This is a genomic window from Pedobacter nyackensis, from assembly GCF_032678475.1.
Classification (GTDB): Bacteria; Bacteroidota; Bacteroidia; order Sphingobacteriales; family Sphingobacteriaceae; genus Pedobacter; species Pedobacter nyackensis_A.
In genome coordinates this window covers 178050-193144 of sequence record NZ_JAVTSF010000008.1, presented here as the reverse complement: position 1 = coordinate 193144, position 15095 = coordinate 178050, and the positions used below count along the sequence as shown (strand labels likewise).

Genomic DNA, 15095 nt, shown 5'->3' with positions numbered 1-15095 from the left:
CTACGCTTTTTCAGATCTAAGATAATCAACCAAATCCTTTACTTCAAAAGCATTTTCTAACAAAAAGCTGCCACTTCTTGTCCGGGTAAGTTTAGATAGGTAAGCACCATTATTCAACTGTTTTCCAAAGTCAGAAACTAAAGACCGGATATAAGTTCCTTTGCTGCAAACTATACGAAAATCAACTTCCGGTAAGGCAATTCGTGTAATTTCAAAAACAGATACGGTTACGTTTCTTAACTTCAATTCTGTCTCTTCACCTCTGCGCGCTTTAACATAAAGCCGTTCACCATTTACTTTTACTGCCGAATGCGCAGGAGGGTATTGCTGTATGTCGCCCGTAAAAGGCGCAGTAGCAGCATAAATTGCTTCTTCTGTAATCCCGTCAATGGAGTACTCCTGGTCAACTACAGTTTCCAGATCAAAGGATGGAGTAGTTGCACCAAGCACCATTGTGCCTGTGTATTCTTTTTCTTCTGCCTGAAAAGTATCAATCTGTTTAGTAAGCTTTCCTGTACAGATAATCAATAAACCAGTAGCCAGCGGGTCTAACGTGCCGGCATGGCCTACCTTTAACTTTAAAGGTTTTAAGGAGTTTCTAATCTTTCCTACTACGTCAAAACTAGTCCATTTATAAGGCTTGTTAATCAGTAGCAATTCACCTTCAGCAAAATTGAATTCAGGAAATACTATATTTTTTATAGGTTCTTCTTGTTGGTCTGTCATTACATTACATTCATTTCAACCCCCGAATAATATAATGCAATTAAAACTACACCAATAATTATTCTGTACCAGCCAAAAATGCGGAATCCGTGTTTAGATAAAAAGCCAATAAACGATTTAATGGCGATGATGGCTACAATAAAGGCGACAACGTTACCAAAAAGTAACAGCTTAACGTTTTCTGCATTTAGCAGGTGGGCGCCTTTTAACAATTTATATCCTGTTGCCGCACACATGGTGGGTACAGCAAGGAAAAATGAGAATTCGGCAGCTGCGTGCCTGGTTAATTTTTGTTGCATACCACCGATAATGGTAGCAGCGCTTCTGCTCAGACCTGGAAAAACTACGGCCAAAACCTGGAAACATCCAATTTTAAATGCCGAAATATTGCTGATGTCCTGTTCTTTTGCGATGGTCTGGTTTTTAAACAGTTTGTCGATAAACAACAATACAAATCCTCCCAGCAATAACACCACAGCAATAAAAAGTGGATTGCCTAAAGTTTCATCAATAAAATCATTTAATAAAAAGCCAAAAAACAAGGCCGGAATCACGGCTATAATCAGCTTTAAATAAAACTGCCATTTACTGAAGTCAAAGAATTTTTTCCAGTACAGCACAACTACGGCTAAAATGGCCCCTAATTGAATTGCAACTTCAAACAATTTAACAAATTCATCTTTGCCTATGCCCATAAAGGAACTGGCTATTACCATATGACCGGTTGATGAAACGGGAAGAAACTCGGTTAATCCTTCGATTACAGCCAGAATAAAGGCTTGCAAATAATCCATCAGGTATTCCTATTTTTTTAAAATAGCGTAAACGCCGAATCCAAACCCAAACAAAACAACCATTGGGGCTAGTAATGTTTTTCTGAAATCATATATGTCAGTGGTTCCGGTCATGAGTACAAAGCCAAGCACAACAATCGCAATACTGATCAGTAACAGTTGATAATTCTTTTTAGTGAATACCAGTTCACTTTTGTTGCCCTGATTTGCAGGGGATGTTTTTTTCTCAGTCATTATCTGTAAAGATCGTAAATTTTTAAGTTTAAATATCTGCTTACTGCAAAGGAGGTACTGATGGCGGTGATAAAAATACCTACACCAATAAGGCTGCCAAGTACGATACCAAATTCTGTGTAGTTCCGTAAAATGATCATTTCGGGAATTTCTTTCTGAGCATAGAATAATATGCCGAGTAGAATCAATATAGCTATAAAGGCGGCAATCAGGCCGTGCAAAGCTGCAACAAGAATGAAAGGCTTGCGGATAAAGTTCTTGGTAGCCCCAACAAGCTGCATACTCTTAATGAGGAAACGTTGAGAATAAATGGCCAACCGGATGGTATTGTTGATTAAAGCAATTGAAATAATCAGCAATATTGCAGCAAAGCCAAGGATAATCAGGCTTATGGTATTGATATTTTTATTAACCATATCAATCAGTGAGCTTTGATAGATCACCTCTTTTACGATAGGGTTTTTAGCGATACTGGCTTTTAAAGCATCAATACCCTTGTTGTTTGCATACTCAGCCTTTAAATAAACATCAATGGTTGATAGCAAGGGATTATAGCCTAAAAAGTTGACGAAATCTTCTCCAAGGTCGTTGGTTAAGTTTCGGGCAGCCATTTCTTTATTTACATAAACAGTGTTTTTAATAGCAATATTAGCATTTAGCTCTTTTTGAAATTGCAAAACCGCAGTTTCTTTTGCACCTTCATCTACTATGATATTCAGTACAATATTCTCTTTTACGTAGTTAGAAAGGTTCTTTGCATGTACCAATATTAGCCCCAGCATACCCAACATCAATAAAACCAATGCAATACTAAATATTGTAGAAATGTATATGGTTTTTGTCTTCTTAGAAGCATCGCTAACTTCAAATTCTTCCATGTAATTGTTTTTATGTTCTGCGAAAATAAAAAATATAAGCCACTAAAGTACAAAGCTAGAACGTATTTTCCTCAGTATTTATTTTCTGCTGTTGGCCAGGAGGTCAATGGTAGCGAAAAACAATCGGAATTAGAATTACCATTTGCAGTTCGTTCAATTCATGAAATTTTATGACAACGGTCGTAACGTTGGATTAGTGTACTTAATGAAGTAGGTATAACTAGGGGATAATTAAAGGAAAAATTAAGGATTTCTTTACCCCTCCTTTACCCTTGCTTTAGGGTTTCTTTACCCTAGGGGTAAATCAAGGGTAAAGCGAGGGTAAAGGAGGGGTAAAGGAAGGGTAAAGCAACCCTATATTTATTCCCTATTTATTATTAAGACATCATTAGATTATTCCGACTTCTGACAGCGCTGATAAAACTTGTCTTATGCTATGGGGGCAGCAATTGTATGCTGAACAACAGATTTGTGTAACATTTTTGCAACAAAACGATTTTTTTTACGTTATAAGTCCGAATATAAAATCGTTTACAAACTTTAAATCACTTCCTAATGAAAAAACAAATTACTTTCGCTATTACTGCATTATTCATTTTAACAGGGCTGGTCAGTTGTCAGAAAGACGATGGTAACCAGGTTGTTAAAGGGCTGGCAGGGCAATGGAAAGTTTCTAAAATAGAGACTACTGTTGCTGGGGCTGCAACAGTTACCTATACAGGGATTGATACCGATTATTTTGAGTTTCGCCGTAACGAGGAGGATGAATTATATATAAGTCTTAACACTAATAGTTATACAGGGAATTACGTTGCCCTGGAGGGGAAGCTTTTAAATTTTACTTATAACGGTAAACTGCGTAAAGCTAAAATTACAACTTTGACGGACAATAACTTTGAGTTCAGTGCAACAGTAGAAGGCGAGACTGTTGCGACGACAGAAAAATATTACCTGACAAGGTAAACAAGTTTACAATGAGATCTGAAAGGGAGCGATATCAATATCTTGATGCGCTCCTTTTTTTTACAACTATAAATTTATATTTGTCTTGCACCTGAATCATTAGCAGGGCTGAATATGGTTAAACAGATAATTCCGATACCTTTTTTTGTCAGTATATTAAAATGGATTTCCTTAATTCTGATTATTGCTATTGCAGCAGGTACGTTGTCGGCTGTATTTCTAACGGCTTTAAATCTTGTTACAAATTTTAGGGATCAGCATACCTGGTTATTGTACTTGTTGCCTGTTGCAGGATTTGCAATTGGTTTTTTGTATCATCATAAAGGGAAAGGAGTAGAACGTGGGAACCTACTTGTGTTTGATACTGTACATAATCCGAAAGATATTATTCCTTTTAGAATGGTGCCGTTGGTGCTTTTGGGAACTATCGTTACCCATCTTTTTGGGGGATCGGCAGGACGGGAAGGTACAGCTTTACAAATGGCTGGTGCTACAGCCGATCAATTGCATACTCCGTTTAAATTAAATGCAGCCGATCGTAGTATAGTCCTTATCGCCGGGTTAAGTGCCGGCTTTGCTTCCGTTTTTGGAACACCCTGGGCTGGTATTGTTTTTGGTATGGAAGTTCTTTTGTTGGCTAAAATACCTCTCAAAGCAATAATTCCGGCTGCTGCCACAGCATTTATTGGTGCTTATGTAACACAGCTTTGGGGTGTTGGTCATACGCATTACAACATTAGTGCTGTCCTGCCTGTATCTGTTAGGTCATTAATGTACAGTGCAATGGCCGGCGTTGCATTTGGAATTGCGGCAATTTTATTCGTAAAACTAACCGAGGGTTTTTCACATTTGTTTAAAAAGATAAGCTATGCGCCATTACGGCCATTCGCTGGTGGCGTTGTACTTGTCTTGTTGTTTATGTTGCCGGGTACTTATAAATATTCAGGCTTAGGGATCCCGGCGATTCTTGAATCTTTTAATGCTGCGGCTCAAACACAGGATTTCATACTTAAAATTTTGTTTACAGCCATCACACTAGGTGCTGGATTTAAAGGGGGAGAGGTGACACCGCTATTTTTTATCGGAGCAACATTAGGTAGTGCGCTATCTTTATTTCTTCCCTTGCCCGTAAGCTTGTTGGCGGGGATGGGCTTTGTTGCTGTTTTTGCTGGTGCAGCAAAAACTCCTTTAGCCTGTTGTATAATGGCACTTGAGCTTTTTGGTCTTTCATGTGGTGTGTACGTAGCCATAGCCTGCATTGTTTCTTATTTCATTTCAGGTCGCCACAGTATTTATAATGCTCCGGAAAATAAAACTCCCCGTCATTTCTTATTTGGTAAAATCAAGTATTCGTTGTTCAGTAAGACTTAGGGACACTTTTAAATTTTTTATCAATCTTTTGCAACAAATAAAGAATGCTCGTGTTTTTTGTATTAAAAAGAATAGGTTTAACCTAAAATTCTAAAAAAATGATTGAAACAAAAGGATATGCCGCACAGGATGAAAATACACCACTGGCGCCCTGGACTTTTAACAGACGTGAAGTAGGTCCGCACGATGTACAATTTGATATACTTTACTGTGGCGTTTGTCACTCCGATCTGCACCAGATTAAAAATGACTGGTTCCCTGGAATATTTCCAATGGTACCCGGACATGAGATTGTTGGTCGCGTGGTTAAGGTAGGTAATCATGTAACTAAATTTAAGGTTGGTGATATAGCTGGTACAGGTTGTATGGTTGATTCCTGTCAGGTATGTGAAAACTGTAAACAAGATCTGGAACAGTACTGTCTGGAGGGAAATACGCAGACTTACAATGGAATGGAACGGGACGGTTCTATGCCTACGTATGGCGGTTATTCCAATACCATTGTGGTTCGTGAAGAGTTTGTATTACGTGTTTCCGATAAGCTAAATCTGGCAGCTGTTGCACCATTGCTTTGCGCGGGTATTACTACTTATTCTCCATTAAGGCACTGGAAAGTTGGGAAAGGTCATAAGCTGGCTGTATTGGGTTTAGGTGGACTAGGCCATATGGCCGTTAAATTCGGAGTAGCCTTTGGTGCGGAAGTAACCGTATTAAGTACCTCGCCGAATAAGGAAGCTGATGCTAAAAAGTTGGGCGCGCACAATTTTGTAGTTACTACAGATCCGGAACAGTTGAAGGCCGCAAGAGGAACTTTCGATTTTATCCTGGATACTGTATCTGCAGAACACGATTTTAACCTGTACCTTTCATTGTTAAGAACAAATGGAACAATGATTTGTGTAGGCGTACCACCAAAACCTGCTGAAGTAGCGGCATTTAGTTTACTTGGTGGCCGTAAAAGTTTAGCTGGATCCGGTATCGGAGGTATTGCCGAAACTCAGGAAATGCTGGACTTCTGTGCAGAAAATAATATTGTTTCGGATATCGAGATGATTGACATCAAAGATATTCAGTCGGCATACGATCGTATGGTGAAAGGTGATGTAAGATATCGGTTTGTAATTGATATGGAAACGTTGAAGTAACCAGATTGTGAAAAGCATTGCATCTACTCTATATTATCCTTTAGGAGACAGCGCTATTGTGCTGGAACTTGGTCAGTCGATTTCGGAAGACATACAACGTCATATTTCAGCGATAGGCAGTTTTTTGGAAGAGTATTCTTTTGAAGGTTTTATAGAGTATGTGCCGGCTTTCACTACTGTAACTGTATTTTATGATCCGGTGGTAACTGATTATGAAACGGTGAAACTGCTTTTTATAGAGATGCTGGCAGAGATAGCTGAGGATACAGAGCGTGTAGAATCGGTAACTGTTGATATACCTGTTTTGTACGGCGGGATGCAAGGACCTGACCTTTCTTTTGTGGCTGCTCATACCGGGCTTTCCGAAATGGAAGTTATCGCTTTACATAGTGCGGAAGAATATCTTGTATATATGATTGGTTTCGCGCCAGGTTTTCCATACTTAGGTGGCTTGAACGAAAAGATTGCAAGTCCACGAAAGGAAATACCATCTGTTAAAATTCCGGCGGGCTCCGTTGGCATTGCAGGGATGCAAACAGGAATTTATCCTATTGAAACCCCAGGAGGCTGGCAGATCATCGGACAAACCCCTCTAAAGTTGTTTGATCCTGAAAGAGATCCTCCGGCCTTAGTAAAGGCCGGAAACCGATTACGATTTGTAGCCATTACTGAAGAGGAGTTTGACGAGATAAAAAAGCAGGCAGATGGGAATTAAAGTGATAAAAGGGGGGATGCTGACAACCGTACAGGATCTGGGTAGAAATGGATATCGTAAGGACGGGATTATTGTGAGCGGTGCGATGGATACCCTGGCACTTCAAATAGGTAATATGTTGCTCGGGAATCATGTTGCTGAGGCAGGTCTGGAATGTACATTGCTTGGGCCTAAATTATTTTTTGAAACGGATCAGCTGATTGCGATTACAGGAGGTGATTTAAGTCCCACAGTTGATGGGCTACCGGTAAAAATGTGGAGACCGCTGTTTATACCTAAAGGAGCTACCCTGAGTTTTGGAGCTGCGGTAAAAGGTTGCCGAAGTTATCTTACGGTTTTTGGAGGTTTCGATTTGCCTGAAGTACTTGGAAGTTATGCTACTTACTTGAAGGCCGGTTTTGGAGGCTATAAGGGAAGAGCCTTAAAAAATGATGACGAATTGTTATTTAAAAAAGTATACGAAGATAAAGGTGATACTTTTAAATGGTCGGCCGATCTGAAGTTATATCCTGATTTGGACGACCACGAAATAAGGGCGATGAAAGGCCCCGAATTTGACTTGTTTACAAGTCAAAGTACAGCTGGTTTATTTAATAGTAATTATTTAATCAGCAAGTCGGCCGACAGAATGGGTTATAGATTAGAAGGTGAACTATTGCAAACTATTAAGCCCAAGGAAATGCTTTCCTCTGCAGTTGCATTTGGAACGGTACAGGTGACGCCTGATGGAGGTGCAATATTGTTAATGGCCGATCATCAGACTACCGGGGGGTATCCTAGAATATTGCAGGTTATTACAGCCGATCTGAGCAAATTGGCTCAAATGCAAAGTGGTCAGCAGATTCGGTTTAAATTGGTTACGATAGGAGATGCACGGAAAGCTTTACTACAAAGGGAAAATCAACTTAAACAATTGAAGCAAGCTTTAACATTTAAAAGTAATAGTTATGAATAGCGGTCAGTTAATGGTGGATCTGAATTGCGATATGGGGGAAAGCTATGGTGCCTATCAGATCGGAAACGACGAAGCAATCTTCCCATACATTACCTCTGCTAATATTGCCTGTGGATTTCATGCAGGTGATGCTGCGGTGATGAAAAAAACAGTGAAGCTGGCCTTGAAATATAATGTAGCCATAGGTGCGCATCCTGGCTTGCCTGATCTGCAGGGTTTTGGCAGGAGAGAAATGGCCCTTAGTGCGGAAGAAGCTTATGATATGGTAGTTTACCAGATTGGCGCACTGAATGGTTTTGTACATTCAGAAGGTGGGTTGTTACGACATGTAAAACCTCATGGTGCATTTTATAATATGGCTGCGGCAAATGCAAATCTGGCAGAAGCCATTGCCGAAGCTGTTTACAAAGTGAACCCTATGTTGGTGCTTTATGGTTTATCGGGGAGTGAATTGATAAAAGCTGGTCATAAAATAGGTTTACGGGTAGCCAATGAAGTGTTTGCAGACCGGACGTATCAGGACGATGGGAGCTTAACTTCCAGAAAATTACCCAATGCATTGATTACAAGTGAGGATCATGCTATGGCACAGTCTTTACGAATGGTAAAAGAGGGATTAGTGACCAGCACACGTGGTATTGATCTTGTTATCAAAGCCGATACCATTTGTTTGCATGGTGATGGTGAACATGCTGCTACATTTGCGGCTAAAATTCATACCTTGCTTAAAGAAGAAAATATAGGTTTGCAAGCGCCTTAAACTATGACAAAAAAAATAAACTGGAGTGTTTTAACAGGCGCCGCTTTTTTAATGGCTACATCGGCCATTGGTCCAGGGTTTTTAACCCAAACAACGGTGTTCACTCAATCTTTAGGCGCCAGCTTTGGTTTTGTTATCCTGACTTCCATACTGATTGATATTGCTGTACAACTGAACATCTGGAGGGTAATTGCTGTTTCTGAAAAAAGAGCGCAGGATATTGCTAATTTATTGCTGCCTGGGCTAGGTAGCTTTATTTCATTATTGATCATACTAGGTGGATTAGCCTTTAATATAGGCAATGTTGCAGGGGCCGGACTTGGACTGAATGCACTATTGGGGATTCCAGTAGCTACAGGAGCAATGATTTCTGCTGCTTTGGCGATTGCTATTTTTATGATTAAAGAGGCTGGAAAGGCGATGGATAGGTTTGCCCAGCTGATGGGGGCAATTATGATCGTTGTGATCATCTATATTGCAATAACTTCTGCACCACCTGTAGGCGAAGCCGCGTTAAGAACAATTGTCCCTTTAAAAATTGATTTGATAACTATTGTTACCCTTGTAGGTGGAACCGTGGGCGGTTACATTACCTTTTCAGGCGGACATCGTTTACTGGATGCAGGGATAAAAGGTAAAGGTGCTTTGAAACAGGTGAGTACGAGTGCTGTAATGGGTATTTCTGTGGCTTCTTTGGTCAGGATATTTTTGTTCCTGGCTTCGCTGGGCGTAGTGACTCAAGGTCTGCTTATTGATGCAGGAAATCCCACTGCATCTATATTTCAACTGGCTGCAGGTAATGTAGGCTATCGTTTGTTTGGGCTGGTGATGTTCTCGGCTGCCATTACTTCTGTTATTGGTTCGGCTTATACTTCTGTTTCATTTATCAAATCCTTCAGCCCGGCAATTGCCCGGAACGAGAATAAACTTATTATAGCTTTTATCCTGATTTCTACTTTGATTTTTATTCTGGTTGGGCAACCCGTTAAGTTGCTGATCATGGCGGGGGTGGTAAATGGCTTCATTTTGCCGATTACACTAGCCACTATTTTGTTCGCCGCTTACAAAACAAAGATCATTGGCGATTATAAACATCCGATCTGGCTTAGTGCACTTGGTGGGCTGGTTGTAGTCATCATGACCTATATGAGTATCAACGTGCTGATCCAATATTTTTAATTTTAGGAAAGCGTTTCGCTAACAATCTTTATTTCGTTATTTTCGCGCTATAAAAGGAATAGCATTAATGGATTACCAATTTAAAGAAATAGAGCAAAAGTGGCAAAAGTTTTGGGCAGAGCACCAAACGTTTAAAGCAGAAACTGATTCTGCAAAACCTAAGTTTTATGTGCTCGACATGTTTCCTTATCCTTCAGGGGCAGGATTACATGTTGGACACCCACTTGGCTATATTGCTTCCGATATATTTTCGAGGTACAAAAGATTAAAAGGCTTTAATGTACTTCACCCAATGGGATACGATTCTTTCGGTTTGCCGGCAGAGCAGTATGCCATTCAAACCGGTCAGCATCCGGCTTTAACAACCGAAACCAATATCAACACTTATCGTAAGCAACTTGATGGAATTGGGTTCTCATTTGATTGGAGCAGAGAGGTCCGTACCAGTGATCCGGAATATTATAAATGGACACAGTGGATTTTTATGCAGTTGTTCAATTCCTGGTACAACCTGGAAACTGATCGCGCGGAAGATATTACTACGTTAATCGAGAAATTTAATGCTGCGGGTAGTGCCGATGTAAAAGCGGTTTGTGATGAAGATGTAAAAAGCTTTATGCCGAGCGACTGGGCAACTATGACTTCGGAGGAAAAACAGGAAGAGCTTTTAAAATATCGCTTAACTTACTTAAAGGAAAGTACCGTAAACTGGTGTGCTGCTTTAGGTACGGTATTGGCTAATGATGAGGTAAAAGACGGTTTTTCAGAGCGCGGCGGTCACCCGGTTGAACAGAAAAAAATGATGCAATGGAGCATGCGTATCTCAGCTTATGCGGAGCGTTTGTTGCAAGGTTTAAATACCATCGACTGGCCGGAGCCGGTTAAGGAGATGCAGCGTAACTGGATAGGAAAAAGCATCGGTGCAAGTGTAAGGTTTGCTATCGAGCCTTCTGAAGAAATTACAGGATTAAGTCAGGATTTTATCGAAGTGTTTACCACTCGCGTAGATACTATATTTGGTGTTTCATACCTGGTGCTTGCGCCAGAGCACGAGTTGGTTGCACAATTGACTACTGCAGCGCAACAAAACGATATCAACAATTATATTGCTCAGACCAAAAAGAAATCAGAACTGGATCGTATGGCAGATATCAAAACGGTATCGGGTGCTTTTACGGGTAGCTATGTAGTTAATCCGGTTAGTGGCGAACGCATCCAGCTTTGGATAGCTGATTACGTACTTGCTGGTTATGGTACTGGTGCGGTAATGGGTGTGCCAAGTGGCGATCAGCGCGATTGGTTGTTCGCCCGTCATTTTAACCTGCCTGTAGTACAGATTTTGGATGCACAGAAGGATATTGAACATGAGGCTGATCCGACCAAAGAAGGTAAGTACATCAACTCTGGTTTCATCAATGGAATGGGATATGATGAAGCTACAGCAACTTTAAACTCCTGGTTGGAAGAGAAAGAAGTGGGTAAGGCTAAAATCAATTACCGTATGCGCGATGCAATTTTTGGTCGCCAGCGTTATTGGGGTGAGCCAATTCCCGTATATTTTAAAGATGGATTACCATACTTGGTTAAAGAGGAAGAACTGCCTTTAATGCTTCCTGAAATTGATAAATATTTGCCGACAGAAACAGGCGAACCGCCATTGGGTAGAGCTGAAGACTGGAAGTACGAAGATGAATACGAATATGAATTGAGTACCATGCCAGGATGGGCGGGCTCAAGCTGGTACTGGTATCGTTATATGGATGCAAAAAATGATTCAGATTTTGTATCAAAGGACGCTATTGAGTATTGGAAAGACGTAGATCTTTATATTGGTGGTTCGGAGCATGCTACCGGTCACTTGTTATACAGCCGTTTCTGGAATAAGTTCCTGAAAGATCTTGGTTATGTTCAGGAAGAAGAGCCTTTTAAAAAGCTGATTAACCAGGGCATGATCCAGGGAAGAAGTAATTTCGTCTACCGTGTAATTGACGAAGAAGGAAGAGGTACGAACAAATTGGTTTCTTATGGCTTAAGAAAAGAATATAAAACTTCGGCGTTGCACGTTGATGTAAACATTGTAGATAACGAGATTTTAGATATCGCGAAATTTAAGTTGTTCAGACCTGAATTTGCTGATGCTGAATTTATTCTTGAAAATGGTAAGTATATCTGCGGTGTAGAAGTTGAGAAGATGTCGAAGTCTTACTACAATGTAGTAAACCCGGATATGCTGATAGAGAGTTATGGAGCGGATACTTTAAGAATGTACGAAATGTTCTTAGGTCCGTTAGAGCAAAGTAAGCCTTGGAATACCAATGGTATTGAAGGTGTATTTAAGTTCCTTCGTAAGTTCTGGCGTTTGTTCCACAATGAAAACTGGACTTTCCATGTAAGCGACTCTGTGCCTGCCAAAGCGGAGCTTAAAGCTTTACACAAGATCATTAAAAAAGTACAGGATGATGTAGAACGTTTCTCGTTCAATACTTCTGTATCGAGTTTCATGATTGCTGTAAATGAACTTACTGATCTGAAATGTAAAAACCGTCAGGTATTGGAAGATCTTGTTGTGGTTCTTTCTCCGTATGCTCCGCATATTTGTGAGGAACTTTGGGTATTGTTAGGGCATGACGCGGGTACGTTGTCGTATACACCGTATCCAACCTTCAATCCTGCGCATTTGGTAGAGGATGAGTTTAGTTACCCGGTTTCAGTAAATGGTAAAACCCGTTTGAACCTGAGCATGAGCCTTACATTAGATGTTAAGCAGATTGAGGAAACGGTATTGGCGAATGAAGATGTACAGAAATATCTGGAAGGCAAGACACCTAAGAAGGTGATTGTGGTGAAGGGCAGGATTGTAAATATTGTTTTGTAATATTTACGACTACTGTAGAAAATAACCAATATGCCGGTGTTGTTCGCAAAAACAACACCGGCATTTTTTATAGCTTTGTTTCTACTAACACTTACTTTATGAAAAAAACAATTTTGATAATAATGCTGTCTATGTTTGGTTTACTAACGTATGCCCAAAAGAAAAAACAAGATCATCGAAAACCTTTTGTTTTGGGGGTTATTGACGAAATTAATTCCAGAGAGTTAGGCGAAAAAAGGATTTTAAATATTTACCTGCCGGAAGGTTATAAGGAAAATGATACGACAAATTACCCTGTAATTTATTTGTTGGATGGCTCTGCAGATGAAGATTTTATTCATGTGGCCGGCCTGATCCAGTATAATAGCTTTCCCTGGATTAATCGTGTGCCAAAATCAATTGTGGTGGGAATTGCTACCGTTGACAGAAGACGTGATTTTACTTATCCAACAACGATTGAAGAACAGAAGAAAAGTGCCCCCACATCGGGCCATTCTGACCGGTTTATAGCTTTTTTAGAAAAGGAATTACAACCCTTTATAGATAAGAACTATAAGACAACCAAATCTAAAACGATCATTGGTCAATCGTTGGGTGGGCTTTTAATAACGGAAATTTTGCTAAAAAAGCCGGACTTGTTTAATAAGTATATCATCATTAGTCCGAGTTTATGGTGGGATAACGGATCTTTGTTTAATCAATCATCTGACTTGCTAAAAGATAGTTTTTCGTCAAAGACTAGCATTTATTTAGCCGTTGGCAAGGAAGGGTTGGTTCCTGGTAGCATTCCTCGTGTGATGGAGGTTGATGCAAACCTGCTTGCCGAAAAACTAAAAGCAGGAAAGAGTAAAAATGTAAGTGTTTATTTTGATTATCTGCCAGAAGAGAACCATGCTACTATTTCACATCAGGCCATTTCAAACGCATTGAAGATATTGTATCCATAGAGATTACTGTTATCTTTAGTTTTCAATATACAAGAATAAATGAAAACCGCTCGATTACCTGAAAACGAGTCTGCCAGACTCATTGCATTGTCTTCCTACCAATTAATGGATAGTGAGCAGGAACAGAATTATGATGATTTGGCTTTGTTGGCCGCTGAAATTTGCCAGACTCCGGTTGCATTGATTACTTTGATCGGTGAGCAAAGACAATGGTTTAAGTCGAGATACGGGACAGAGCTAACAGAGAACCATAGGGATTATACCTTTTGTAGTCATGCTATTTTGGATGGACAAGAGATTATGATTGTTAGTGATGCAAGAACAGACGAACGTTTTTCGGATAATCCAATGGTTACCGGAGAACATAAAGTTGTTTTTTATGCTGGCGTTCCATTGGTTAATTCGGAAGGATATGCATTGGGTAGCATTTGTGTAATTGGGAATGAGAAGAAACAGCTTAATGATAGCCAGATAAGGGCATTAAAGATCCTTGGCCGTCAGACACTACAATTAATGGAGCTACGTAAGAAAGCTTGTGAATACGAAAAGGTTAATAAGGACCTTGCGGAATCCAACAGTTTTATTCAGAGATTTGCCGAACGTGTGGCACATGATATTAAAAATCCACTTGGGAACATCATGCTTACTTTGCAGGCGCTAAGTGCGAAAACAAAAAAGGCAGGCGATGAAAGTTATTCCAGGTTTATAGAGCTTTCAATGAATTCGGCAAAGAATCTGTTAAGCTATGTTAACGAATTGTTGGGTAATTCTAGTGCTCAGGCTCAGCAAAATCAAGATGCTTTTTCTCTTTCCGCTCTCCTGAAAGAAGTATTGGATATGCTAACCATCCCGGATAACTATAAAATAAAACTACCTGCTGATGCAGAACTGTTTTGCTCTAGAATTGCATTGGAACAAATGCTGTTAAACCTTTTGAGTAATGCTGTTCGGTACAACGATAAAGTGTATCCTGAAATTGAAGTGTCTTTTGAACCGACAGATGCGGGCTATTCTTTTGTTGTACGTGATAATGGGAGAGGAATACCTCTTGAAGTCAGAGAACGTATTTTTGAACATGGGTATTGCTCTGGACTTCCCGATCGTTTTGAAAAGAAAGGTAATGGTATCGGATTGGGCGCAGTACGATCGCAAGTAGAACGGTTAAACGGAACGATAAAGGTTGAGTCAGTTGAGGGGCAGGGTTCAGACTTTTTTCTGTATCTGCCAAAGTATTAGTGTTGTTTTCTAACAAGTGTATTTGGTTAGCGTAATGTCTTCGTCTCTATAGGCTCATTTAGTCTATGGAACCATTTTCCTGACGTCAGGAAAATGGTCTACTGCTGTTTCTCCAGCGTTTTTACAAGTGATTTTTGCTTTTTGAATCACCTTCTCGAAGTTTTCCCATTTGTTGTAACCAAGTATTGTTTGCAATGACCGTGCACTCCAACACTCAACTCCTTCAATCTCGTAAGCTGTTGATTCAAACTGGATAAATAAACTTTTTATTTCTTCTGCTTTCATATTTGATATGGTTATAGCCAAACGTGGAAAGA

General features: G+C 40.0%; 15 protein-coding genes. 10 read left to right on the top strand and 5 right to left on the bottom strand.

The features are described from left to right. From truB to R2Q84_RS22400, 4 genes are read right to left on the bottom strand one after another with little or no spacing between them, the layout of a single operon-like run. Positions 1-726, bottom strand: a complete 726-nt coding sequence (gene truB / locus R2Q84_RS22415; protein ID WP_316818837.1) for a tRNA pseudouridine(55) synthase TruB — start codon at positions 724-726, stop codon at positions 1-3. Beyond that, a complete protein-coding gene (locus R2Q84_RS22410) occupies positions 726-1520 on the bottom strand; it encodes an undecaprenyl-diphosphate phosphatase (RefSeq protein WP_316818836.1) in 795 nt (264 codons plus the stop codon). Before R2Q84_RS22410 ends, truB begins: the two co-directional genes overlap by 1 nt. Before the next feature lie 9 nt (positions 1521-1529). Further along, positions 1530-1754 (bottom strand): DUF3098 domain-containing protein, encoded by a 225-nt coding sequence (locus R2Q84_RS22405; RefSeq protein WP_316818835.1) that lies wholly within the window; start codon positions 1752-1754, stop codon positions 1530-1532. Further along, complete coding sequence (locus R2Q84_RS22400; protein ID WP_316818834.1) at positions 1754-2632, bottom strand: cell division protein FtsX; 879 nt, start codon at positions 2630-2632, stop codon at positions 1754-1756. The genes R2Q84_RS22405 and R2Q84_RS22400 overlap by 1 nt, the downstream gene beginning before the upstream one ends. A 555-nt stretch (positions 2633-3187) precedes the next feature. Between R2Q84_RS22400 and R2Q84_RS22395 the strand changes: the two genes are divergently transcribed. The 10 genes from R2Q84_RS22395 (at position 3188) to R2Q84_RS22350 (ending at position 14778) form a co-directional block, all read left to right on the top strand. Beyond that, entirely contained in the window at positions 3188-3595 is a 408-nt protein-coding gene (locus tag R2Q84_RS22395; RefSeq protein WP_316818833.1) for a lipocalin family protein, read from the top strand. Between the two features lie 114 nt (positions 3596-3709). Next, positions 3710-4966 (top strand): chloride channel protein, encoded by a 1257-nt coding sequence (locus tag R2Q84_RS22390; RefSeq protein ID WP_316818832.1) that lies wholly within the window; start codon positions 3710-3712, stop codon positions 4964-4966. Positions 4967-5064: 98 nt separating this feature from the next. Next, positions 5065-6111 carry an NAD(P)-dependent alcohol dehydrogenase gene (locus R2Q84_RS22385; protein ID WP_316818831.1) on the top strand — a complete coding sequence of 349 codons (1047 nt, stop codon included), beginning with the start codon at positions 5065-5067 and terminating at the stop codon, positions 6109-6111. A gap of 7 nt (positions 6112-6118) precedes the next feature. Continuing rightward, positions 6119-6826 carry a 5-oxoprolinase subunit PxpB gene (gene pxpB / locus R2Q84_RS22380; RefSeq protein ID WP_316818830.1) on the top strand — a complete coding sequence of 236 codons (708 nt, stop codon included), beginning with the start codon at positions 6119-6121 and terminating at the stop codon, positions 6824-6826. Further along, a complete protein-coding gene (locus R2Q84_RS22375; protein WP_316818829.1) occupies positions 6816-7781 on the top strand; it encodes a biotin-dependent carboxyltransferase family protein in 966 nt (321 codons plus the stop codon). The genes pxpB and R2Q84_RS22375 overlap by 11 nt, the downstream gene beginning before the upstream one ends. Further along, positions 7774-8541 carry a 5-oxoprolinase subunit PxpA gene (locus R2Q84_RS22370; RefSeq protein WP_316818828.1) on the top strand — a complete coding sequence of 256 codons (768 nt, stop codon included), beginning with the start codon at positions 7774-7776 and terminating at the stop codon, positions 8539-8541. Before R2Q84_RS22375 ends, R2Q84_RS22370 begins: the two co-directional genes overlap by 8 nt. Positions 8542-8544: 3 nt before the next feature. Next, positions 8545-9720 (top strand): NRAMP family divalent metal transporter, encoded by a 1176-nt coding sequence (locus R2Q84_RS22365; protein WP_316818827.1) that lies wholly within the window; start codon positions 8545-8547, stop codon positions 9718-9720. Positions 9721-9787: 67 nt separating this feature from the next. Next, positions 9788-12595, top strand: a complete 2808-nt coding sequence (leuS, locus tag R2Q84_RS22360; protein WP_316818826.1) for a leucine--tRNA ligase — start codon at positions 9788-9790, stop codon at positions 12593-12595. Between the two features lie 98 nt (positions 12596-12693). Continuing rightward, positions 12694-13542, top strand: a complete 849-nt coding sequence (locus tag R2Q84_RS22355) for an alpha/beta hydrolase (protein ID WP_316818825.1) — start codon at positions 12694-12696, stop codon at positions 13540-13542. A gap of 39 nt (positions 13543-13581) precedes the next feature. Further along, positions 13582-14778: a GAF domain-containing sensor histidine kinase gene (locus tag R2Q84_RS22350; protein ID WP_316818824.1), complete on the top strand. Its 1197-nt coding sequence runs from the start codon at positions 13582-13584 to the stop codon at positions 14776-14778. Between the two features lie 63 nt (positions 14779-14841). Here the strand turns inward: R2Q84_RS22350 and R2Q84_RS22345 are convergent, their stop codons facing one another. Then, positions 14842-15063 carry a hypothetical protein gene (locus R2Q84_RS22345; RefSeq protein WP_316818823.1) on the bottom strand — a complete coding sequence of 74 codons (222 nt, stop codon included), beginning with the start codon at positions 15061-15063 and terminating at the stop codon, positions 14842-14844. Between the last annotated feature and the right edge of the window lie 32 nt (positions 15064-15095).